The sequence below is a fragment of the Microbispora sp. H10830 genome, assembly GCF_014161375.1.
Lineage (GTDB): Bacteria > Actinomycetota > Actinomycetes > Streptosporangiales > Streptosporangiaceae > Microbispora > Microbispora catharanthi.
Genome location: NZ_JABBWX010000013.1, coordinates 126,303 through 149,341 on the forward strand (window position 1 = coordinate 126,303; position 23,039 = coordinate 149,341).

16 protein-coding genes are annotated in these 23,039 nt (G+C 72.1%); 3 read left to right on the forward strand and 13 right to left on the reverse strand.

Translation table 11 applies throughout. The features are described from left to right. Positions 1-320: 320 nt before the first annotated feature. From HHX35_RS29815 to HHX35_RS29840, 6 genes are all read right to left on the reverse strand, one after another. Complete coding sequence (locus tag HHX35_RS29815; protein WP_182901995.1) at positions 321-1,019, reverse strand: bifunctional 2-polyprenyl-6-hydroxyphenol methylase/3-demethylubiquinol 3-O-methyltransferase UbiG; 699 nt, start codon at positions 1,017-1,019, stop codon at positions 321-323. Positions 1,020-1,038: 19 nt separating this feature from the next. After that, entirely contained in the window at positions 1,039-1,521 is a 483-nt protein-coding gene (locus HHX35_RS29820) for a GtrA family protein (RefSeq protein WP_182901996.1), read from the reverse strand. Positions 1,522-1,634: 113 nt separating this feature from the next. Next, positions 1,635-2,789 (reverse strand): dTDP-4-amino-4,6-dideoxygalactose transaminase, encoded by a 1,155-nt coding sequence (gene rffA, locus HHX35_RS29825; RefSeq protein WP_310739387.1) that lies wholly within the window; start codon positions 2,787-2,789, stop codon positions 1,635-1,637. A 109-nt stretch (positions 2,790-2,898) separates the two neighbouring features. Then, positions 2,899-4,026, reverse strand: coding sequence for an ice-binding family protein (locus HHX35_RS29830; RefSeq protein ID WP_182901997.1), 1,128 nt, complete (start codon positions 4,024-4,026; stop codon positions 2,899-2,901). Between the two features lie 181 nt (positions 4,027-4,207). Continuing rightward, on the reverse strand, positions 4,208-6,262 hold the full coding sequence (locus HHX35_RS29835; RefSeq protein WP_182901998.1) for a DUF4082 domain-containing protein: 2,055 nt from the start codon (positions 6,260-6,262) through the stop codon (positions 4,208-4,210). A gap of 376 nt (positions 6,263-6,638) precedes the next feature. Next, positions 6,639-7,751, reverse strand: a complete 1,113-nt coding sequence (locus tag HHX35_RS29840; protein ID WP_220506042.1) for a hypothetical protein — start codon at positions 7,749-7,751, stop codon at positions 6,639-6,641. Between the two features lie 498 nt (positions 7,752-8,249). On the opposite strand from HHX35_RS29840, the gene HHX35_RS29845 reads away from it, so the two are divergent. After that, the gene (locus HHX35_RS29845) at positions 8,250-11,525 is read left to right on the forward strand and encodes a DUF4082 domain-containing protein (RefSeq protein ID WP_259405519.1); all 3,276 of its coding nucleotides are present in this window, start codon (positions 8,250-8,252) and stop codon (positions 11,523-11,525) included. Here HHX35_RS29845 and HHX35_RS29850 read toward each other — a convergent pair. The 7 genes from HHX35_RS29850 to HHX35_RS29880 all read right to left on the reverse strand — a co-directional run bounded on the left by HHX35_RS29850 (position 11,517) and on the right by HHX35_RS29880 (position 20,628). Then, positions 11,517-12,596, reverse strand: coding sequence for a glycosyltransferase family 4 protein (locus HHX35_RS29850; RefSeq protein ID WP_182902000.1), 1,080 nt, complete (start codon positions 12,594-12,596; stop codon positions 11,517-11,519). The two genes, HHX35_RS29845 and HHX35_RS29850, sit on opposite strands and share 9 nt — an antisense overlap. 54 nt (positions 12,597-12,650) lie before the next feature. Beyond that, positions 12,651-13,943, reverse strand: coding sequence for a lipopolysaccharide biosynthesis protein (locus HHX35_RS44815; protein ID WP_182902001.1), 1,293 nt, complete (start codon positions 13,941-13,943; stop codon positions 12,651-12,653). A gap of 3 nt (positions 13,944-13,946) precedes the next feature. After that, positions 13,947-15,086, reverse strand: a complete 1,140-nt coding sequence (locus HHX35_RS29860) for a glycosyltransferase (RefSeq protein WP_182902002.1) — start codon at positions 15,084-15,086, stop codon at positions 13,947-13,949. A gap of 9 nt (positions 15,087-15,095) precedes the next feature. Further along, positions 15,096-16,349 carry a hypothetical protein gene (locus HHX35_RS29865; protein ID WP_182902003.1) on the reverse strand — a complete coding sequence of 418 codons (1,254 nt, stop codon included), beginning with the start codon at positions 16,347-16,349 and terminating at the stop codon, positions 15,096-15,098. A 5-nt stretch (positions 16,350-16,354) separates the two neighbouring features. Beyond that, a complete protein-coding gene (locus tag HHX35_RS29870) occupies positions 16,355-17,458 on the reverse strand; it encodes a glycosyltransferase (RefSeq protein ID WP_182902004.1) in 1,104 nt (367 codons plus the stop codon). Positions 17,459-17,495: 37 nt separating this feature from the next. Further along, a complete protein-coding gene (locus HHX35_RS29875) occupies positions 17,496-18,137 on the reverse strand; it encodes a class I SAM-dependent methyltransferase (protein ID WP_182902005.1) in 642 nt (213 codons plus the stop codon). A gap of 232 nt (positions 18,138-18,369) precedes the next feature. Beyond that, positions 18,370-20,628: a hypothetical protein gene (locus HHX35_RS29880; RefSeq protein WP_182902006.1), complete on the reverse strand. Its 2,259-nt coding sequence runs from the start codon at positions 20,626-20,628 to the stop codon at positions 18,370-18,372. A 240-nt stretch (positions 20,629-20,868) separates the two neighbouring features. Here HHX35_RS29880 and HHX35_RS29885 point away from each other — a divergent pair, with 240 nt between their 5' ends. Next, positions 20,869-22,068, forward strand: a complete 1,200-nt coding sequence (locus HHX35_RS29885) for a glycosyltransferase (RefSeq protein WP_310739388.1) — start codon at positions 20,869-20,871, stop codon at positions 22,066-22,068. Then, positions 22,065-23,009 (forward strand): NAD-dependent epimerase/dehydratase family protein, encoded by a 945-nt coding sequence (locus tag HHX35_RS29890; protein ID WP_182902007.1) that lies wholly within the window; start codon positions 22,065-22,067, stop codon positions 23,007-23,009. The genes HHX35_RS29885 and HHX35_RS29890 overlap by 4 nt, the downstream gene beginning before the upstream one ends. Positions 23,010-23,039: the final 30 nt, after the last annotated feature.

A 23,039-nucleotide genomic window follows, 5' to 3' on the forward strand; every position in this document is an offset into this window, starting at 1 on the left:
GCCGGCGCGGCATTCATCGCCGCACCGGTCATCGATTCCTGCGGGGATTTCATCGGGCTCCGGGTCCGCGAACTTCCCCCGGTCGCGCTCCTCGCGACCGAATCGAACAGCGCTTTCCCATTCGATCGGGGCGGGCCCGTCGCAGGGATTTCCCGAGGCGAGGTGTCAGCCATGCGTGCGATTCTCGCGGCGGCGGCACCGCGAATTCGCCCGCGACCTCGTTCCGGGCGGAATCCTTGACATTCTTTTGCGGGTGTCCCGCTCACCGGCCGGAAACGCGTAAATCGCGAATCGCCTTTCCGGCGTCCCGCGAACCTCCGTCACGAAGGACGGTGCGCCCGCACGACCAGGGTGACTCCCGGAAGCGATTTGACGGGCAGATATCTCTCGGCCGCGACCACGGCGCCCAGACCCAGGTTGACCAGGCGCGGCACGTCCGTGACGTCGGAGCCGCTGGTGCGCTTCCTGCGCCAGGCCACGATCGGCCGCATCAGCACGTTCCAGCTCCACATGCGGTCGACGACCAGTCCGGCCCCGCGCAGCAGGGCGGTCAGTTCCTCCCGGGCGTACCTGCGGAAGTGGAAGGACGCCACGTCGTGCGCCGACCACAGCGCCATGTCGCACGGGACCGTGATCAGTGCGCGAGCACCCGGCCGCAGCACACGCACCAGCTCACGGGCGGCCGTGTGGTCGTCCTCGATGTGCTCGAGCACGTCGAAGGCGAGCACGAGGTCGAAGGACTCGCCGGGCAGCGGCAGGTCGCACGCGTCGGCGTGGATCGCCCGCAGGCCCCGCCGGACGGCCAGCTCGACCGCGGTCTCGGAGTAGTCGGCCGCCAGGGCGTCCCACCCGTGCTCGACCAGCACGCGCGTGTTGCCGCCGCCCGCGGCGCCGATGTCGAGTGCCCTGCCGGGCGGGCCGAGCCGCCGCAGCTCCCGGGCGAGCATGGCGCGCCGCTCCCGGTACCACCAGTGCCGGTCCTCCAGTTCGACCGTACGGCGGATGTCAGTGGCCTCCATGGGCAGCCTTCCCTGTTGATCAGTTCTTACGGCGGGCCGGAAACGTCCAGAGTGCGTGCACGAGGTAGCTCAGCGGCACGTTCACGACGATGACCACCGCCTGGGCCACCATGATCGGAATCCCGGCGAGCTCCACCAGGAGCGGAACGCCCGTGACCGACGCCGCGAGGAAGCCCAGCCCGACGGCGTAGAACCGCAGGTGGCCCAGCACCCAGGACGATCCGGACACGCGGAAGACCATCAGCCGATACCACGGATAGACGACGATCGAGGCGGCGAACTGGCTGGTCACGAGCAGGATGAGGTAAGGGACCCGGTGCCCGAGCGCGGCCAGTTGGACGCCGAGGATCGCGTAGTAGACCACGGCCGACATCGCGCCGCTGCCCAGGTAGAGCACGCGCCGCCGGTCGAGCGCCACGGACAGGACCCGCCGCGCGAGGTGACGGCGCGCCGCGGGCGGGCGGCCTCCGGCGTCCGTGCCGCGCCGGTCGCCGGAGGGCACGGCCGGCCGGCGATCGCGACGCGGACCGGGACCAGGGCCGTGACGCCGGGTGGATCCCGGCGCGTGCCCTGACGTGGATTTCGGGGCGAACCCTGCGGCGTTCCGTCCCACTGTCAGCGCACCTCGTAGCCGCGCACCGCGTCGACGACACGAGCCGCGCCGGCCTCGCCGAGACCCGCGAACAGCGGCAGCCGTACGAGCCGGTCCGCGACGTTCTCGGTGACCGGGCAGCCGCCGGGGGCGGTCCTGCCGTGCCGCAGACCGGCCGGGGAGCTGTGCAGCGGCTGGTAGTGGAACGCCGCCTGCACGCCGTGCGCCGCGAGGTGGGCGATGAACGCCTGCCGGTTGCGCAGGTCGGGCAGGAGCAGGTGGTAGAGGTGCGCCGGGTGCGCGCGGTCGCCGGGGACCGACGGCTGTGCCACCCCATTCTCGGCCGCCCAGTCCGCCAGGCCCTCGTGGTAGTCGCGCCAGACCGCCTGGCGCAGCCGCTGGATCGTGCCGAACGACTCCAGCTGGGCGGTCAGCATGGCGGCCAGGACGTCCGAGGGCAGATAGCTCGACCCGATGTCGACCCACTGATACTTGTCGACCTGTCCCCGGAAGAACCGGCTGCGGTCCGTGCCCTTCTCCCGGATGATCTCGGCGCGGGCGGCGAGGGCGGCGTCGTTGACGAGCAGGGCGCCCCCCTCCCCGCACTGCACGTTCTTCGTCGCGTGGAAGCTCTGCGCCGCCATGCACCCGAACGACCCGAGGGGCCGCCCCCGGTAGGAGCCGCCCAGCCCGTGCGCGTTGTCCTCGATCAGGGCCAGGCCATGGCGTCGCGCCACCGCGCCGATCGCGTCCATCTCGCAGCCCACCCCGGCGTAGTGGACGACCACCACGGCCCTGGTCCGCTCGGTGATCGCGGCCTCGATCAGGCGTTCGTCGACGTTCAGGGTGTCGGGCCTGCAGTCGACGAACACCGGCACCGCCCCGCGCAGGGCGTAGGCGTTGGCGGTCGACACGAACGTGAACGACGGCATGAGGACCTCGTCGCCGGGCCGCAGGTCCAGCAGGATCGCCGACATCTCCAGGGCGTGCGTGCACGAGGTCGTCAGCAGGGCGCGGCCGGCGCCGGTCAGTTCGCACAGGAGCCGGCCGGCCCGCTCGGTGAACGGCCCGTCCCCGCAGGTGGACCCTCGGCGTATCGCCTCAGAGAGGTAGGCGAGCTCGTTGTCCGCGACGTGGGTCCGGTTGAAGGGGACAGCCTTCAGGCTGGTTGTGCTCACCGCCGTAGTGAACAACGGCCCCGCGTCCCCGCCCCGCCGCCGCCGCGCGTGGTTGGTGAATCATGGCGCAAGCCTTACGACGGCGGCGGGGAAACAGGGGCGGGCCGGGCTATCTCGCGTTGACGACCTGCACCACTTCGTTCGAGGTGCTGGGCGCGAAGCGCACCCACGCCTCGGCCTGCGCCGTGAGGCCGCCGAGGTAGACGGCGGTGATGTGGTGCTCCCCCACCGACAGCGCCGAGGTCGTGAACGTGGCGGGCGTGTCGGCGCCGGTCTGCATCCCCGAGCCGATGACGACGCCGTCGTCCTTGAATACCACCCTCCCGGCGGGCACCAGCGTGCCGCTTCGGGGATGCACCCGCGCGGTGAACGTGACCGGGAACTTCGCCTGGGAGGGGTTCGGCGAGGAGGTCAGCTGGGTCGTGGTGCCGGGGTCGAACGGCAGCGTGACGCGGGTCGGCGGCGGGACGATCGCGTCGACCTCGTTCGCGCGGTCGATCCCGTTGTCCGTCTCGGTGGTGCCCTCGATCGTGACCGTGTTGTCGAGCAGGAGGGTCCGTCCGTCGATGACGGCGCCCTCCGCGACCTTGATCGAGCCGCGGGCCAGGACGGTGCCGCGGAAGGTGGAGTACGTCCCGAGGGTGGCGCCCTCGGTCGCCTGCCAGAAGACGTTGTCCGCCTGCGCCCCGCCGATCAGCATGACGTTGCTGACCCTGGCCGTGGTCAGCGTGCTCGCGCGGAAGATGAAGACCGCGTCCGGGTTCCCCCCGGCGTCGATGGTGAGCGTCCCGGTGATGCGGAACGTCCCGTCCGCCGAGTCGTACACACCGGGGGTCCTGCGGGTTCCGCCGAGCTCGGCGGGCACGGTGACGGCGGGGCCCCGATCCGAAATGTCGTCGTACGCGGCGGTCGCGTCGGCCATCACCTGCGCCGCCTCGGCGTCACCGGCGTGGACGTCCCCCTCGACCACGCCCGGCGGGAAGCCGGTGACGGCGGTGCCGGGGCTCACGTCGACGTCCCCGGTGATCAGGGTCGCGTTCGCGCTGATGACCGTGCCCGCCGCCAGCACCGCCGTGTGCTCGGCGGCGCCGAGGTCCACCGGGGGCTGGTCCGCGCTCGCGCGGCCGTCCATCACGACGAGGACGCCCGCGATCAGGGCGGCGACGAGGGCCGCGTACAACCACACCGCGGTGGCGCCGCGTGGGAGAAACCGGCGGTGACCGGCGACTGCCGCCATGAGAGACTCCTCCTTCTCGGGGATCCGGCCTTGCCGCGTGATCGGCCGACACAGGTCGATCGGCGGGTCGCGGCGGCCTGCCCGCGCGTAAGCATTGGGTAAGGGGATCGGCAGGGGCGCGGCCGGACACCGGGCGGGGGCGTTTCGTTGCCCGTTCTTTGCCCGGCGCCGGCCGTTTCGTTCAGCCCTGCTGGAACACGACGTCGACCCAGTAGTTCGACGAGCGGAAGCTGCTGGCCGGGAAGGTGTCGGTGGCGCTGTAGGCGTACACCCCGTTGCCGCCCGACGCGCTGTCGGAGGGCGCGGTCAGGGGTCCGTTGCTGCGCGGCGAGGTGAAGTACGGCCTGGTCAGCGAGTAGCGCCCCGAGGTGTGGTAGGAGGCGACATAGGTGGTGCCCGCGGTGATGGGAACGGGGTCGGGGAAGTCGACCTGCTGCCACCCGCTGGCGGTCTCGTTCGTGAAGGTCGCGGTCGCCAGTTGCGTGCCGCCGGCCGTCCACAGGCTGCCGATGTGGGTCCCGGTGTTCTGCGGGCCCTTGTAGAACCGGACGCCGGTGACCAGGCCGCCGGTCGCGGAGGTGAACTTCACGCCGAGCACCGCGTCCTGGTCGTCGGGCTGGTTGGCGACCGCGGGGGTATCGGTGTTGTCCCAGAGCGTCTGCGAGGGAGTGAACATCACGTCGACCCAGTAGTTCGACGCCCGGTAGCTGCTGGTCGGGAATGTGTCGGTGGCGCTGTAGGCGTACACCCCGTTGCCGCCCGACGCGCTGTCGGAGGGCGCGGTCAGGGGTCCGTTGGTGTACTGCGCGGCGAAGTACGGCCGGTTCATCGCGTAGAAGCCGGACGTGGTGTGGTACGACGCGATGTACGTGGTGCCGGAGCTGATGGCGACGGGGTTGGGGAAGTCCATCCGCTGCCACCCGGTGGCCGTCTCGTTCGTGAAGGTCACGGTGGCGAGCTTCTGGCCGCCGGACGTCCATAAGCTGCCGGTGTGGGTCCCGGTGTTCTGCGGGCCCTTGTAGAACCGGATGCCCGTGATCACGCCGTCCACCGCCGACTGGAACTTCACGCCGACCACCACGGCCTGCGGGTCGTTCCGTGACGCCTGGTCGGGGGTCACGCTGTCGCTCCACAGACTGACGCTGGACACGCTCTGCACCAGCTCCGGCGAGGTGCTCGGAGCGAAGTGGATGACCTCCTCGCCGTTGAAGGTGTCGCCGCCGAGGTAGACGGCCGTGATCCGGTGCTGCCCGGCGGCGAGGCTCGACGTGGTGAGTCTGGCGGGATGCCCGTCGTCGTGGTAGTCCGTGCCGATGACCGTCGTCCCGTCCTTGAACGCCACGTAGCCCGCGGGGACGATCGACCCCGACTGCGCCTGGACGTTGGCCGTGAAGGTGACCGCGTCACCCGTGTCGGACGGGTTGAGCGAGGAGGTCAGGGTCGTGGTCGTGGGCGGGTTGTTCGGCACCGTCACGCGGGTGGCCGGGAGGCTCGTGGTGCCCTGCAGTCCGATCGTGTTGTTGAGCGAGAACAGCCGTCCGTACACCGCGGCGCCCGAGCTCACCGACACCGCGCCGGAGGCGAGCACGTTCCCCCGGAAGGTGCAGAACGTGCCCAGCGACGCGGTGCCCGTGAGCTCCCAGTACACGTTGTCCTCCTGGGCGCCGTTGATCAGGGCGATGTTGCTCACCCCGGCGGCGGTGAGAGTGGAGCCCCTGAAGACGAAGACGGCGTCTGGGTCGGCCTGCGCGTCGAGCGTGAGCGTGCCGTTGATCGTGAAAGGGCCGCCGGAGGAGTCGTAGACGCCGGGGGTCCTGGTCGTCCCGCCGAGGGCGGACGGGATCGTGCCGTTCGAGGACATGGCGGCGATGGCGTTGTACGCGTCGACCACGTCGGCCTTCGCGCCGGCGGCGGCGGCGCCGGTCCGGATGGAGCCGCTCACGGTGCCCGGAGGGAAGCCGGTCACCGTGGTCCCCGGGCTCACGCCGAGGTCTCCGGTGATCGAGGTGAGGTTCGTGTTCGTCACCGACGTCCCGGCCAGCACCGCGTAGGTGCCGGCGTCGCCGACGGTCAGGGACGGGTCGGCGCTCGCGCCTCCGGGGATCGCGACCCCCAGTGCGAGGACGGCGAGCAGAGCCGTGAGGGTGGCCGAAAGGCGGCGCCGGACGGTTCCGCCGGAGCCGGGGCGGCGTCCGCCACCCGTCTTCCGCAGGGCGGGCTCCCGCCCGCGTTTCATCGCATTGCCATTCATTTTCCGACCTTTCTCGCGTAACTGGACGAATGCCACGTAACCATGCGCGTCGCAATGGGACTTTCTATGCGAATCGACTCGCGGAGCCGACAGATGCGATGCGCAAACAATGACGCGAGGAAGGCCGCCACGGAATAGGTGATTGCCTCGCCGATGAAGAGGATCTATGCGCGGGCGAAAAAGATCTACGAAATGCCCGCTCGGGTTGGATAGTACTCCAGGGCCTTCGGAGTTTCCATACGGTGCGCTCCCTTTGCTGCGTCCGCCTCCCCTTTCATCGCATTTCCAGATAAGCGAATCGCCTTTTCTGTCCCGGACGTTTCCGGCGGGCCGGGCGGGAGCGCCGCCCGGCCCCGGACGGTCAGGACAGGACGGTGAACGGACGGCAGTTGCCCGGCCAGGCGGGGACGCCGCCGGTGCCCGGCGCAGGGAAGACCGTGCACCGGGTCTGCGCCACCCGATCGGCGGTGGCCACGGTCACGTACAGGTCGTTGCCCGTGCCCGCGAGCTCGGCGTCCACCGAGACGGCCAGCACGCCGCCGGGATAGCCCGCGACGTGGGACAGGTCGTACCAGGTGTTCGTACGGGGATCCCTGACCAGGGTCCTGCCGTCACCGGGGGCGCGGCCGAGGAACGTCAGGAGCGAGCCGGGATTGCCGACGAACGAGCTCGAGTCCACGCTCGTCGTGGGGCCGGCGGGCCCCGCGGGGCCGGGAGGCCCGGCCTGTCCCGCCGGTCCGGCCGGTCCCTGAGGTCCTGCGGGACCCGCGGGCCCGGGTGGTCCTTCCGGCCCGGTCTTTCCCTCGGGTCCTTCCGGTCCTGCGGGTCCTTCGGGTCCGGCCTTCCCCTCCGGTCCTTCCGGACCCCTGGGCCCTTCCGGCCCGGGTGGCCCCTGCTCGCCGGTCTCCCCCGCGGGCCCGGCCGGGCCCGCGGCTCCCCGCTCGCCGGACGAGCCGAACGGCACGAACGGACCGGCAGGCCCGCCGGCTCCGGACAGCCAGGGCGGCGCGGACATGAAGGGCCCGGCGGCGCCACTCGAGTCGCGGGGCCCGCCGTCGTCGTCCCACAGAGGTACGGCTGCCGCGGGGCCGGCCGGCCGCACCGGCGCGGCGGCCTTCTTCGCCCCCGGCAGCGCGGACGGCGGAGCGGCGGCGGCGCCTTCTCCGGCCTCGTCGTCCCACGGCCAGGGCGGCGCCGCGAACGTGTCGGTGGCCCCTCCCCGTGCGCCCCGCCCGTCCGCCGGGCGTACGCCCCGCGGCGCGCACGGCCGCTTCTTCGCCTTCTTCGCGCCGCGATTCGCCGAACCGTGCGGACGCCCGGACCCGGGCCCGCATTCCGTGTCCGCCTTCGGCCCTCGCGGGCCGTGGCCGAGGGTCGCGGACGCGGCGCCGCCCGCCATGACGCCCGCGCCGGCCGGAGCGGACAGCGCCATGACCCCGCCGGCGACCACCCCGGCGACCACTGTGGCGACCACTGTGGCGACGGCACGCCGCGGTGTGCCCGTCCCGCCGGGCGACCGCGACGTCGCCCCACTTCCCCGAGGATTCACGCGAACCCGTCCTTCCAGCGAGAAATCCAGCTTCTGATGCCCACTCCCGGGCCGGCGCTAAATCCCGGCGAAATATTTTCCCGGGGAAACCGCCACGTGGGTGTTCCGGCCGCCGGACGGCCGGGGCGCGCCGATTTCATACGCAGCCCTCGCCCCGCTCTTTGACGGCGGTTTACCCGGCCCCGCACCGGCGGCGCGCACAGAGCGCGCGAAATGCGAAACGGTATCCGCCCTGCAGGGAACTCTCCGCTTCTGCGCATGTCGCCGGGCGAAATTCGGTCACCGCTATCCTTCGCTAGCCGTCCTCAGCTTAAGGCGTTCCGTCGCGCGAACCAGAGGTTGTACATGCCAGGCGAATGGAAAACAATCGGCGCTGCCCGGAAAACAGGATTTCCCCGCACCGCGCGTATCTTCGGCACCGTCATGACGGCCGCGACCGTCCTGCTCGCCACAGCCTGGGCGCCGGTGTCCGCCGAAGACCTGGGCCAGGGCGACGTGAAGATCGTAGGCACGCACCCCTCCGGCTCGCCGCAGGGCACGCCCACGCCCGACGCCAAGGTTTCCCCGCAGCACACCACAGACGCCACCACGAGCGGGCCCACACGCGCCCCGCGCCTCGGCGGCTGGCGGCACCTCCGGAGGGGACACAGCCGGGCATCCCGTCAGACGTGCCCGCCGGGGTCGATCATCTGCGTCGAGAACAGCCTGCCGGGCAGTCCGCCCTCGGAATGGGACGTGCCCGGTGCGGGCAGCCCGACGATCACCGGCTACGCCACCCAGATGAGCGTCAACGCGGGACAGACCGAGCAGTTCAAGGTGAACGCCCCCTCGATCACCTCCTACCGGATCGACATCTACCGGGTCGGTTACTACAGCGGCCTGGGCGCGCGGAAGATCGCCACCGTCAACCCCTCGGTCCCGCTGCCGCAGGCGCAGCCGGCCTGCCTCAGCGACACGACGACGGGACTGGTCGACTGCGGCAACTGGAGCGTCTCGGCCTCCTGGGCGGTGCCGGCCGACGCCGTCTCCGGCGTCTACCTCGCGAACTTCACCCGTACCGACGGCACCAGCGGCGTCAGCCAGAACATCTTCGTCGTCAGGAACGACGCGCGTAATTCCGACATCCTCGTGCAGACCTCCGACTCGACGTGGCAGGCGTACAACACCTACGGCGGCAACAGCCTGTACAAGGGCCTGCCCGTGGGCCGCGCCTTCAAGGTCAGCTACAACCGCCCGGTCATCACCCGCGCCGGCTGGCCGGAGACCTATTTCTTCAACGCCGAATATCCGATGATCAGGTGGCTGGAGTCCAACAGCTACGACGTGAGCTACACCAGCAGCGTCGACACGGTGACCAGCGGCGCCCAACTGCTCAACCACAAGGTGTTCTTCTCCTCGGGGCACGCGGAGTACTGGTCGTCGGAGATGCGCGACAACGTCATCAACGCCAAGAACAAGGGCGTCAACATCGCCTTTTTCACCGGCAACGAGATGTTCTGGAAGACGAGGTGGGAGAGCAGCATCGCCCCCTCGGCGACCCCGAATCGGACGCTGGTCTGCTACAAGGAGACCGTCGCCAACATGAAGATCGACCCGAGTCCCACCTGGACCGGGACCTGGCGTGATCCGCGATTCGCCCAGCCGCCCAACGGCGGTTATCCGGAGAACGCCCTGACCGGGACGCTCTTCATGATCAACGGCAACGTCAACAACGCGATCACCGTTCCGGCGGAGTACGCCCCGATGCGCCTGTGGCGCAACACCTCGGTCGCGAACCTGCAGCCCGGGCAGGTCGCCACGTTCCCCAACGGGACGCTCGGCTACGAGTGGGACGAGGCTCCGGACAACGGCTTCGCTCCGGCGGGGCTGGTGCTGCTCTCTCGCACCACTCTGGCCAGCACCAACAAGTTCCTGCTCGACTTCGGCGCGACGTACGGCGCCGGGGTCGCCACGCACAGCCTCGTCCTCTACCGCGACCCGAGCGGCGCGTACGTCTTCGGCGCGGGGACCATCCAGTGGTCGTGGGGGCTGGACGCCGTCCACGACCGGCCCGGCACGCCGACCGACATCCGGATGCAGCAGGCGACCGTCAACCTGCTCGCCGACATGCGGGTGCAGCCGGCCACCCTGCAGCCGGGCCTGGTGCCGGCCACGCCGTCGGCCGACACCTCTCCCCCGACCTCGACGATCACCACCCCGTCGAGCGGCGCCTCGGTGCCCGGCGGCACCACCGTGACGATCGCCGGGACCGCCTCCGACACCGGAGGCGGCGTCGTGGCGGGCGTCGAGGTGTCGGTCGACGGCGGCACCACGTGGCATCGGGCGACCGGCCGGACCAACTGGCAGTACGCGTGGACGACGACCAGCAACCAGGGCCCGGTCACGATCCAGTCCCGGGCCGTCGACGACATCGGCAACGTCCAGCGCACCCCGGCCAGCAGGTCGGCGACCGTCAACGCGGGATGCCCGTGCTCCATCTGGTCCCCGGACACCGTGCCCGCCACCATCACCAAGGACGACAGGCAGCCCGTCGAGCTCGGCGTCCGGTTCCGCGTGCGGACCCCCGGCTACATCTCCGGGATCAGGTTCTACAAGGGACCGCTGAACACGGGGACGCACGTCGGCAGCCTGTGGACCAACACCGGACAGTTGCTGGCGCAGGCGACCTTCACCGACGAGACGGCGAGCGGATGGCAGCAGGTCAGCTTCTCGACGCCCGTGCCGGTGAACAACGACGTCAGCTACGTCGCCTCCTATCACACCAACACCGGGAACTACTCGGTCAACCGGGACTACTTCGTCACGCAGTACTCCAACGGCCTCATCACCGGGCCGGCGGACGGCGCGGACGGCGGCAACGGGCTCTACACCTACAGCAAGACGAGCACGTTCCCGACCAGCACCTACCGGGCCAGCAACGCCTGGGTCGACGTGGTCTACTCGCAGGCGACCACGCTGTGGGACGAGTCGGCGACACCGGGTGTCATCGCCCAGCCCGACAACAAGGCGGTCACGCTCGGCGTCAAGTTCCAGTCCTCCGTCTCGGGCGCCATCCGGGGAATCCGGTTCTACAAGAGCACCCAGAACACGGGTGTCCACGTCGGCAGCCTGTGGACGACCGACGGCCAGCTGCTGGCGAACGTGACGTTCACCAACGAGACGTCGTCCGGATGGCAGCAGGCCCTCTTCTCCACACCCGTGAACATCACGCCGGGCACCACGTACATCGCGTCGTACTTCACACCGACGGGGTTCTACGCACTGGACCGGGACTATTTCACCACCCAGTACAGCCGCGGCCCGCTCACCGCTCCGTCCAGCACCGCGTCCGGGGGCAACGGCGTCTACACCTACGCCGGGACGAACACGTTCCCGACCGCCACCTACCGGGCCTCCAACTACTGGGTGGACGTGCTGTTCGACCCCGCCCAGACACAGGCCGCCGCCCGCCGGGCGCTGCGCTACGGAGTGGACCGGGCGTACGGGAACCCGGTGCCGCAGTCGGTTCCGCACTCGCTTCCGGGGCGACGGCCCGCGGCGCCGTACGCACCGGCACCGCTCGTCCGCAGGAGCGGCCGGCCGCAGCACGGCACCGCGCGGGCGCCGATGCTGGAGAGGCTCCCGTATCTGGTCTCCGGTCCGGTGAAGGACAGGAAAGGTCACAGGGCCCGCCCGCGATCGACAACCCGATCACGGTGACCCGTACCAGTCCTCGATGCGGGCCGCCACAAGCGGCCAGTCGAGGCCGGCGACGGCCGCCCTGGCGCGCCCGGTCATCCGGGCGCGGGCCTCGTCCCCGTCCAGCACCGAGCGCAGACAACTGAGGAGGTCGTCGGCCGATCCGCTGCGGAAGACGCGGTAGGCCTCGCGGTCGGTCACCACCGGGTCCAGCGTGGCGTCGGAGGAGACGACGACCGCGGTGCCCAGGGCGAGCGCCTCCAGCGCGGCCGTGGGCACCCCCTCCCCGACGGAGGAGAGCCTGCGTGAGGAGAGCACGAACACCTGCGCCCTGCTCACCAGCGCGTAGACCTCGTCGCCCGGAAGATGCCCGGTGAACTCCACGCCCGGTTCCGGGCCTGCGAGACGCTCGAGGCGGGCGCGCTCGGGCCCCTCGCCGACGATGACGAGGCGCACCCCCGGCCGTAGGGCCCGCAGGCGGCGGAACGCCTCGATCGTCAGGGCGTGGTTCTTCACCGGGACGAGGCTGCCCACGCTCACGATCAGTCCGGGCTCCGGGGCGGCCCGCGAGCGGAACGCCTCGAGCCGGGGCAGGTCCACCCCGCTGGACATCGTGAGGATCGCGTGCGCCGGGACGCCGGCCCTGCGCAGGTCGGCCGTGGGCCGGGTGCCCAGCGCGGTGAACCCGGCGACGTGGCGGAAGGCCCACGGCATGATCGCCCGATGCCGCATCGCCAGCGCGCCGTGCACGGTGACCAGCAGCGGCACCCCCAGCCTCCGGGCGACCGGGCCGAGGAAGAGCGCCTCACGGTGGTCCCCGTGCAGGTGCACGACGTCCAGCGGCCCCAGGCGCGGGAGCGCGCGGGCGCAGTCCATGGCGAACGCGAGGGGGTCCGACCTTCTGGCGACGGCGCGGGTCACGCGGCTGCGCGCCGGCGTCACCGCCGCGACGCCCGGTGGGACCCCTCCGTGCCGGAGGGCCACCAGCACCCGGTGTCCCCGGAGCGCCTGCTCCTGGGCGACACGCGCGGTGTGGCGTTCCTTGCCTCCCGGCTCCGGAGGCATCCGGTATGAGATATGGAGAATCCTCACGTCATCCTCTCCGATGGTTTCCGCGCCCGCCCTCGGCGCGCGCGGGCCGGCTCCCTACGCGGATCCGCGCGCGCTCACCGGATCGCGGGCCGCACGCCCGCGCCCACGCAGCGAGGCCGCGACCCACCGCACATCGCCGGCGCGCGGCAGCAGATCCCCCGCGCCGAGTCCGGCGACCCTGGCGAACCACCCGACCTCCACCGCGGCCATGGCGCCGTAGCTCAGGGTCGAGGCGAGGGCCGCCCCGGCCGCTCCCCACAGCGGTATGAGCACGGCGTTCAGCGCGACGTTCGACGCGAGGGCGCACGCGGCGACGGCGGTCATCGTCATCGGGCGGCCCAGCCGCACCAGGTACTGCTCCACCGGCCGCAGGAGAGACCAGGCCACAGTGCCCGGGGCGAGGGCGAGCAGCGGCGTGAGGCTCCCCGAGTACGCCGCGCCGTACAGGGTGGGGATCAGCAGGGGCGAGACGCACGCCAGCGAGCAGACGGCGGCCGACCCGAGCATGAGGTTGAGCCGGACGGTCCGGGCCGTGACGGCCCGGGCCTCGGCCTCGTCCCTGACCGCCTGGCGGGCGACCACGACCTGCGCCAGCGCGTCGGTGGGCACCCTCGACAGGGACAGGAACGAGGTCGCGACGGTGTACAGGCCCACCTCGGCCGGCGTCACCCAGACGTTCAGGAGCAGCACGTCGACGGTGAGCAGGAGATGGAACGCGACCGCGCCCAGGTGGTAGCGGCCCGACAGCGCGAGCTGGCGGCGGGCGAGCGCCGCCTCCCCTCGCGCCGGCAGCCCGAGCGGCCGGAAGAACAACGCGAAGGGGAGGATCGCGGAGACGGCCCAGCAGGCGACCACCGCCGTCACCGTGAGCGTCCCCGTGACCGCGAGCAGCAGGATCGGGACGTAAAGCACCACGGCGGACAACACGGTGGCCCTGTTGGCCAGGCCGACCCGGGACTGGAGCAGCAGGACGCCCTTCAGGTTGAGCGCCGCGACACCGAACGGCACGGCGAGCAGGGCCATGACCATGAGCTGGGGGGCGACCGGCAGACCCATGACGGTCACCACGCAGAAGGTCACCGCCCCGGCGGCGGCACCGAGGACCAGCCCGAGGACCATGGCGTTGCCGACGAGAGTCCGATGGCGGTCGAGGACCGGCCACAGCGCCATCTGCGACCTCCCCACCGACAGGTGGCCCACGACCGTGGCGATCCCCGCGGTCGTGGTGACGGTCGCGTAGACGCCCCGCCCCTCGGGCTGCAGGCCGCGGGCGAGGAAGACGCCCGCCACGGCGGCCATGGCCAGCGGGAACGCCTGGCTGGCCATGGTCTGCAGGAAACTCCGCACGTCCTAGCTCCGCCGGCGAGCCGTGAGCAGCCGCTGGTACAGGTCGAGGTGTTCGTCGGCCACGGTCTCGACGTCGAGGTTCTTCCACGCCCAGGCGCGGGCCGAGGCGCCCAGCGAGGCCGCGAGCACCGGGTCGTCGACCAGCCGGGCGATGCCGTCCGCCAGGGCGCGCGGCGCCCGGGAGGGCACCAGGACACCCCGGTCCTGCAGCAGCTCGGGGGTGCCTCCGACCTCGGTGGCGACGATCGGCCTGCCCGCCGCCATCGCCTCCATGACCGCGTTGCTCAGGCCCTCCGCAGTCGAGGGCAGGGCCACCACGTCGGCGCGGGCCAGCAGTCCCGCGGTGTCCTGGCGGAAGCCGAGGAATCGGACGTCGACCCCCGCCTCGGCGGCCTGCCGCTCGAGCCGCTCGCGCTCCGGGCCGTCCCCGGCGAGCACGAACGTGCAGGGGCGGCCCCGGCGGGCGAGCAGCGCGGCGGCCTCGACGAGGAAGCGCTGCCCCTTGTTCTCGCTGAGGCGGGCCACGCACAGGACCACGGGCAGCGCGGTGTCGACGGGCTCGGGCGCGGCCCGGTCGAAGGCCGAGGGCGGAAGCCCGTTGTAGATCACGCTAACCTTGCTGCCCGCAACGGCCTCGACCTCGCGCGTGCCCTGGGCGATCACCGCCGAGTTGGCCACGATGTGGTCGGTCATCCGGTTCACCACCCGCTCGATCGCCGCCGTCCACGGCTTCTTCGGCCGCAGGTAGCCCTGGGTGCGCCGGGCGGTGACGACCACAGGCACCCGCGCCAGCCGGGCCGCGGGAGTCCCCAGGAGGTAGCACTCCCACAGGTAGCCGTGCAGGACCTCGGGCCGGAGGTCCCGCAGCAGCCCCACCAGGCGGGCGAACGCCCGCACGTTGCCGGGCGGCGGGACGACGCCCTTCGGATTGCGGGAGAAGCCCAGGCGGTGCACGTCGATCCCGGCCGCGCGCAGGTCCTCGGCGTGCGGGCCGCCCCTGGACATGACGAACACGTGGACCTCTACTCCCCTGTCCCGCAGCCGCTCCGCGAGCAGGCACAGTTGCCGCTGGGCGCCTCCGAGGCCGAGGTGCCCGATGAAGAGCACGACGCGCCGCACTTTGCCTTCGTCTGTCGGTGGCATCGGACGACCTCACGTTCCGCGTACGAGTGAGCCGGAAGCTTCGGGATCGGCGGCGCGCTCCTCCGGTGGCCCGCCGCAGGTCGGCGTCCTGGTCCACGCGATCGCCGACAGCAGGCTCGTCACCATCACGATCGGGATGCGCTGCCGGAACATCAGGCCGATGTTCGACATGGTCGTCGCGTACGCGATGGAGGCGGGGACCAGGAACAGCAGCAGGATCAGGAGCGTCCTGCGGTCGTGGCGCCACAGGCGGCGCGCGCCCTGGACCGCGCAGAAGAGCAGCCAGTACCAGATCAGCGTGTCGATCTTGCCGAGCTGGAGCGCCATGCTCCCGCTCGCCCATGGGAAGGGCGACAGCAGCGTGTAGGCCAGCTTCGGTCCCAGGTCGCCCCACGCGTTGCCGCCGTCGTCGAAGACGACGCCCGACCCGCCCTCGGCGTTCGCCAGCCGGGTGTGCTGCGACTGCCCGCGGTCGAGTTGCGCCTGCATCGTGCCGAGCGGCCCGCCGCTCTGGTCGACGCCCTGCAGCAGGACGAGGACCGGGATCAGCACGACGGCGAAGACGACGAGGCTCCGGCCCGACAGCGCGCGTCTGACCCGGAAGACCCCGGCGAGCAGCGGCAGGCTGCACATGAACACCATGTAGGGGCGCACGTTCCACAGCGCCCAGAGCAGCGGGCCGAGCGCGACGACCTTGAGCGCGTCGAAGCGCCGCAGGTTGGACACGGCGAGGCCCAGGCACGCCACCACGAGGAACGCGTTGAAGCCGTCCTTGAACATGTCGGAGGTGTGCAGCAGGAACCCCGGCAGGAACGCCGTGAGCACGAGGAGCCGGAAGGCCGCCCGCTCGTCCGCGCCGAGGAGCCGGGCGAACCTGTACAGGACGACGCACAGCGTGCAGCCGAGCAACGCCACGACCGCGGTGCAGGCCAGGGGCGCCTTCCCGCCGCACAGGTACATGATCAGCGCGAAGACGTGGCACGGGACCGCCACACCGTAGACCGAGCCCAGTTCGTCGGAGGTGACGTAGTGCACGCCGTTCCGGTGCCACAGCTCGACGATGCCGAGCGCTCTCGCCTCGTAGGAGTAGTTGTCCCCGCCGTATCCGAGGCCCGACCGCATCAGCAGGACGTGGACGGCCAGCCGCAGGGCGAACGCGGCCAGCAGCACGGGGAGCGCCCGCCAGGCCACCTGCGGCTTGAGACCGGCGTGCACGACGACGACGAGCAGCACCGCGGCGGCGATGACGACGATGTACTCCACCGGCGTCACCTCGCGTCCCTCGGACACGCCTCGGCGTACAGCGCGTCGAACCACGCCGCGGCCCGTCTGATGTCCACCAGGTCGGCGCTCTCCCGGGCGCCCGCCCTGAGCCGGGCCAGCGTGCCGGGCCGCATCGCCCGCAGGATGCCCTCGGCGAGCGCGTCCGCGCTGCCCGGCGGGGTGAGGATGCCGTTGCGCCCGGTCTCGATCAGGTCGGGCACGCCCCCGACGGCGGTGGAGACCACGGGGACCCCGGCGGCCAGGGCCTCCATGACGACGACCGGCAGCCCCTCCCAGGAGGAGCTGAGGACGAGCAGGTCGGCGGCGGCGATCAGCCCGGCCGCGTCGGAGACGTGGCCGGCGATCCGGACCGCGGCGTCGAGCCCGAGCGCCGCGATGCGGCGGCCCGTCGGCTCCAGTTCCGGGCCCGACCCGGCGAGCAGGAACACGGCGCGCGGATCGGCCGCGACGACCCTGGCGGCGGCGTCGACCAGCAGCCCGTGGTTCTTCTGCGGCCGGAAGTTGGCGACGTTCACGACGAGGAAGGCGTCGTCGGGGACACCCCACTTCCGCCGGGTGACGGCGGCCAGCGCGGCCCTGTTCCGCTGCTCCGCCACGCGCACCCCGTGCACGCAGGTGGCCGGGGCGCGACCGCGCCTGCCGGTGCGTGCCCGTGCGACCTGGGGCGAGACCGCCACGGTCCGGCTGTCCAGCCACCCGGTCAGCCGGTCGAGCAGCATGGTCGCCGGCCGGTAGCGCACGTTGTGCACCGTCGAGACCAGGACCGGCCGGGGCCGCCACAGCCGGGACACCGGCCGCAGCAGCGCCCCCGGCAGCGGCGAGTGCAGGTTGACGACGTCCGGCCGAAGGCGCCTGACCTCGTGGAGCAGGCGCGCGAGCCGCAGCGGCCGTGGGCAGGCGGTGAGGTCGACGACCTCGATCCCCGCCGACCTGAGCCGCCCGGTCAGCTCGGAGGTGGAGGCGCTCAGGCACACGACCGTGTAGCGGTGCGCCTGCCGCGAGGCGGCCAGCAGCCGCTCCACGAGGAGCACCTCCGCGCCACCGACGTCGAGCGTCTTGATCACTTCACAGACATGGACACCGCGCATCGCGCTCGATCCCCTCGAAAGGCGTTCCATCGGGGTGCTAGCGGCGCTCGACGGCCCGCAGCCCCGAGCCCGTGACGCCGATGTACTTGCCCTCGTAGGCGAAGACGCGGAAGAGCGGCTGCCGCTCGGCGTACTCCCGGAAGACCAGGTTGTCCTGGATGTCGTCCATCACGAGCACGTGCCTGCCGGTCAGGTGCGACCGCACCCGCCGGAGGAAGAACTCCCGCCCGTGCCTGGTCTTGTCCGAGTCGTAGTGGACGAGATCGACCATCGTGTCCGGGGACAGGAAATCCTCGAGATTGCGGCGGTCGCCCTTTATCCGCAAGGTCCATCGGCTTTTCAGGTCGTTCGGCACGACATATCCGATAAAGCGCTCCGGGTTGGCGAGCCGGAAGAACGGGAAATCGCTGGACATCAGCCGGCCGGCTCCGTTGACCCGCATCGCGGCGAGCATCGCCGCGGTGGACCAGCCGGCCGCCACCCCCGTCTCCAGGGCGAGCGCGGGCCGGACGACCCTGGTCAGCAGGTAGAGCAACTCCATGCCGCCCGCGCCGCCCAGGTTCACCCCCGCCGCGGCGAGCGCCTCCATGCGCGGCCGCGCGAGGTCCGCGAGGGACTCGGCGAACTCCTTGCCCTCCCGCCACAGGACCGGGTCGACGCCGACGCCCCAGGCGTCCATGTCCTCCGCGTGTTTCGCGGCCCAGGCGCGCGCGGCCTTCCTCTCCCGATCGTGTCCATGGCTCAACCGGGACCATATTTTCCGCGTCATCACGGGGAGATAAGCGGGGCGGGCGGCGTTTCTGGCGACGACGCGAATATTCATGATCGAAGGATACGCGGGCGCTTTATTCGAGGGCCGGAACGCCACCGGAATATCTCGGGAAAACAAGCGAGCGGCGGTGTCCGGGAATTCACCCGACACGGTAGATCGTGTAATCGCCCGCGCGATATGCGGGGGCGCCGCCCGGATTTCCGCCCAGCCGCTCGAAGACGAGCCAGCGCACGCCGTAACGGTCGCGCAGGCGCCTGCTCGCGGCCGGGGAGGGAGTGCGGAACGCGGCGTCGTTGTCCCGCAACCGCTCGCGATCCCAGAACGGGATGCTCTGCACCGGCAGGCCGGGACGCCAGCGCGCCATGTTCGACGTGGTGTACGTCCAGCCCTCGACCAGCACCCGTCGTTCGGCCAGCGCGGCCAGCCAGAGATGGCGGCTGTCGCAGGGGTTCCGATATCCCCACCGGCAGTGGGCGTTCGTGGCGACCAGGTCGCCGGGGTCCGAGTGCGCCCGCAGCCACCGGGCCGCCGCCATGGTCCCGGCGGGCACCGCCTCGGCGGAGGCCCCGGCCCGGTGAGCGGCGGCGCCCGCGCCCCCGCCGTACGGGACGGCCCTCGCGATCCACGCGCCGGGCAGGCCGACCGCGCTGACCATGAAGACGACGAAGGCCCAGACCCGCGCGCGGCCCCATCCCCTGACGAGAAGCACGAGGGCGGCCGACGCGACGGCGACCGCCAGCGCGACGTACGGCCGGAAGAGGAGGACCTCCGGACGGCCGGGCTCCAGCGGGACCACGACGCCGAAGACGACCCGGAGCAGGACCTCCACCAGCACCCCGGTGCCGACGGCCACCGCCGCCGCCGTCTTCGTGAGCCTCACCCTGCCCCGCACCTCGGACAGCCCGCGGACCGCGACGATCGCCAGGTAGGGGATCGCCCCCGCCAGGAAGTAGATCTGGCTCATCTGGCAGTGCCCGAACACGACCACCGCCCCCAGGCCCGACGCCCCCATGCCGGTCAGCAGCAGCGGTCCTGGGCCCATCGGCGCCCGCGACCGGCGCACCAGCCCGGCGGCCCCGAACCAGACGGCCGTCCAGCACAGCGCGTAGAGGAGCGCGCCCCCGAGCGGCGCCGTGCCGCTCCCCGGCCGGCCGGTCAGCTCTCCCCAGGTGAAACGCATGAGCGAGAGCGGATCCACGACCATCCCGTTGCGCGCGCCGCCGAACAGCACGAACTGCGCGTAGAGGAGGCACGCCCCGGTCATCGCCGCCGCGCCGAGCAGCGCCGGGGGAAGGCGGCGCCGCCTGACCGCCTCCACCGCGCCCACCGCCGCCAGCCCGGCGGCGAGCAGCGGCAGTTGCGTGGCCTTGGCGCCCATGACCCCGACGAGGAAGGCGCCCAGCAGGACCCACCGGCCGGCGCCGCCGCGGCGTTCCAGAAGATCGGCCACCAGCAGGACGACGGGCGCGAACAGCAGCGCCCCGAACGTCTGCGACGGACTCGTCCACGAAAGGACCCGCCAGGTGAACACCCCTGTGGACGCGCCCAGGTACAGGCTCGGGGCCGCGACGAAGAACGTGCCCGCGACGGCGGCGAGCGCGCCCGCCCGGGAACCGGTGACGCGCCGCGCGATCATCGTGAGCAGGACGACGAGCGCGGCGAGCACGGGAAGCATGCCGAGGCGGAACAGCAGCACCACCGGCTCGATTCCGGTCACCCAGCTCGCCGCCGCGAAGTGCGCGTACACGAACCAGTGGTAGAGCAGCGGCTCTCCCGCGACCATGGGCACGGTGGGCGGCATGTGGTGCTTCAGCTCGCCGATCAGCGCCAGGTGGTACGGCAGGTCGACGTTGGCGGCCGCCATGAGCGGCCAGGTGAGCGCCGCCTGCCGGTAGAAGGTGACCGCGCTCCAGGCGACCAGGACAACGACGGCCAGCGACAGGGCCCACGACCACCACAGCGGCGCCCGTGTCCTCGGCGCGCGTGACACGCGCCGGCGCAGCCGCGCGGACGCGGCGACGGCCGCGTAGGTGGCGGCCGGCCACGCCAGGACGAGCAGCGGCGCCCCGGCGGCCCTGGCGCCGGCGTAGACGACGACCTCGGCGACGTAGCCGAGCGCGACGCCCAGCGCGATCTCCTCGGCCAGGGTGCGGCGGCCCCGATACAGGGCACGCACCAGCAGCGTCCCCGGCAGCGCCACGCAGGCGGCGAGGTAGGCCGCGAAGACGAGCAGGTCCCGCGCGGACACTCCGTAGAACATCGCCACGCCTGCCGTGAACGCGGTCGCCGACGCCGCCGGCAGCCATCTGCCGAGACGGCCCGGCCCCCCGTCGCGCTCGCGGACAGGGGCGGTGTCCCCCGTCCGTGGCAGCAGTGTGGCGAGCGCTGTCTTGGCCATGGGGGCAAGCCTGACGAGCGCGGGCGCGATGCCGGGGCCGCGGCGCGGGCGGCCGGTGGACTCCTTGCCACTCTTTTGTACGGGCTCCCGGTTCGGACCGCCGCTTTACTTTTCCGTCGCAGCGCCCCGGGACGGGCTCCGGAGGTCCTCGATCATGCCTCGGTAGGGAATGCGAAAAGGCTTCGCCGCCGCCGTGACGGTGTCGGCGAAAAGCTCAAATCGCGGGTTAGCTTCTCCGTCGTGAACAGGCTCATCACCGAGGAGCCCGTGGTGAGACCGGACGGCCGAATTCGGGTCATGGAAATCATCGCGCGCATGAACATCGGCGGCCCGGCGACCCAGATCCTGGGGCTGTACGAACGGCTGAACATCGAGGAGTTCGACCACCGCCTCTACACCGGGCAGGTCGAGGAGGCCGAGGGCGACCGGCTCAGGGAGACGGCGGCGCGGGTGCACCGCGTCCCCGGCCTCGGCCGCTCGATCCGGCCGGGCGACGACTGCCGCGCGCTGCTGCGACTGGCCGCCGAGATGCGCGCCTTCCGGCCGCACATCGTGCACACCCGTACGGCGAAGGCGGGCGCGCTCGGCCGGGTGGCCGCGCGCCTCGCCCGGGTCGGTTCTGCTCGGGTGCACGTCTTCCACGGCCACCTGCTGGACGGCTACTTCTCGCCGGCCAAGCGCCGCCTCTATGTGTGGGCGGAGCGGCGGCTGGCCGCCATGACCGACCGGCTGGTGACGGTGGGCGCCAACGTGCGCGACGACCTGCTCGCGGCCGGGATCGGCCGTCCCGGGCAGTACGTCGTGATCCCGCCGGGCGTACGGCTGGGCCGGGTGCCCGGCCGCGAGGCCGCCCGCGCGGAGCTGGGCCTTCCCCCGGACGCACCGGTCGTCGCCTTCGTCGGCCGGCTCACCGGGGTGAAGCGGCCCGACCGGTTCCTCGCGGTGGCGCGGGCCGTGCTCTCCCGCCTGCCCGCCTGCCGGTTCGTCGTCTGCGGCGGCGGCGAGCTCACGGACGAGGTGGAGCGGGCCGCCGCCGCCACACCGGGCGCCTTCCACCTGCTGGGGTGGCGGGCGGACGTCGAGGCCGTCTACGCGGCGGCCGACGTCGTCCTGCTCACCTCCGACAACGAGGGCACGCCGCTGACGTTGATCGAGGCCGGCATGGCGGGCACTCCCGTCGTCGCCACCCGCGTGGGCAGCGTCGAGGAGGTCGTCCGGCACGGGGTCACCGGGCTGCTGGCGGCCCCGGACGCGGGCGAACTGGCCGAGCACGTCTTCCGGCTGCTGACCGACCCGGTGCTCGCCTGCCGCATGGGCGAGTCCGCCCGCCGCTGGACGACGGAGTCCTTCGCGGTCGAGCGCCTGGTGGCCGACACCGAGGCGCTCTACCGGTCGCTGTACGCCGCGTCCAGCCCGTCGTTCCCAAGGAGCATCGCATGAGAGTCCTCGTGACCGGAGGCGCCGGGTTTATCGGCGCCAACCTCTGCCGGACGCTGACCACCCGGCCCGAGGTCGAGAGCGTCACCGTGCTGGACGACCTGAGCAGCGGGGACGCGGCCAACCTCGCCGACGTCGGGGCCGACCTCGTGACCGGCAGCATCCTCGACCGGGACCTGCTGGCCGAGCTCGTGCCCGGCGCGACGCACGTGATCCACCTCGCCGCGCGGCCCTCGGTGCCCCGGTCGGTGAAGGACCCGCTCGCCTCGCACGCCGTCAACGCGACGGGGACGCTGCACGTCCTGGAGGCGTGCCGGGCCACCCGCCCGCACGTGATCCTGGCGTCGTCCTCCTCTGTGTACGGCGACAGCGACGAGGCGTGCAAGCACGAGGGCCTGCCGACCCGGCCGTTGAGCCCGTACGGCGCGAGCAAGCTCGCCACCGAGGCGTACGCGCTGGCGTACGCCGCCAGCTACGGCCTGCCGGTGCTGCCGTTCCGCTTCTTCAACGTGTACGGCCCGCTCCAGCCGGCCGGGCACGCCTACGCCGCGGTGATCCCGGCGTTCGTCAGCGCCGCGCTGGCGGGCCGGCCGGTCCCGATCCACGGTGACGGGCGGCAGGCGCGGGACTTCACCTACGTGGGCTCGGTGGTGGACGTCATCACCGACGCCGCCGTCCGCCGGGTCACCGGCGACACGCCGGTGAACCTGGCCTTCGGCACCCGCGTGTCCCTGCTCCACCTCAAGGACGCCCTGGCCGAAGTGCTCGGCCGGCCGGTCGAGGCGGAGTTCCTGCCGCCCCGCGCGGGCGACATCCGCGAGTCGCAGGCGTCGGCCCGCCTGCTGCTCGACCGGTTCCCCGGCGTCCGGCCGGTGCCGCTGGAGGAGGGCCTGCACCTCACCGTGACCTGGTTCGAGAAGACGTCCGGCGCCCGGGGTGCCTGACATACCACCTTTGCGCACGAAGTCCTATTG

Bases quoted from the DNA above. Each gene is read 5' to 3' on its own strand.
- HHX35_RS29815 (WP_182901995.1), bottom strand. From the start codon at position 1,019: ATGGAGGCCACTGACATCCGCCGTACGGTCGAACTGGAGGACCGGCAC.
- HHX35_RS29830 (WP_182901997.1), bottom strand. From the start codon at position 4,026: ATGGCGGCAGTCGCCGGTCACCGCCGGTTTCTCCCACGCGGCGCCACC.
- HHX35_RS29890 (WP_182902007.1), top strand. From the start codon at position 22,065: ATGAGAGTCCTCGTGACCGGAGGCGCCGGGTTTATCGGCGCCAACCTC.
- HHX35_RS29870 (WP_182902004.1), bottom strand. From the start codon at position 17,458: ATGCGCGGTGTCCATGTCTGTGAAGTGATCAAGACGCTCGACGTCGGT.
- HHX35_RS29875 (WP_182902005.1), bottom strand. From the start codon at position 18,137: ATGGACGCCTGGGGCGTCGGCGTCGACCCGGTCCTGTGGCGGGAGGGC.
- HHX35_RS29835 (WP_182901998.1), bottom strand. From the start codon at position 6,262: ATGAAACGCGGGCGGGAGCCCGCCCTGCGGAAGACGGGTGGCGGACGC.
- HHX35_RS29860 (WP_182902002.1), bottom strand. From the start codon at position 15,086: ATGCCACCGACAGACGAAGGCAAAGTGCGGCGCGTCGTGCTCTTCATC.
- HHX35_RS29845 (WP_259405519.1), top strand. From the start codon at position 8,250: ATGACGGCCGCGACCGTCCTGCTCGCCACAGCCTGGGCGCCGGTGTCC.
- HHX35_RS29880 (WP_182902006.1), bottom strand. From the start codon at position 20,628: ATGGCCAAGACAGCGCTCGCCACACTGCTGCCACGGACGGGGGACACC.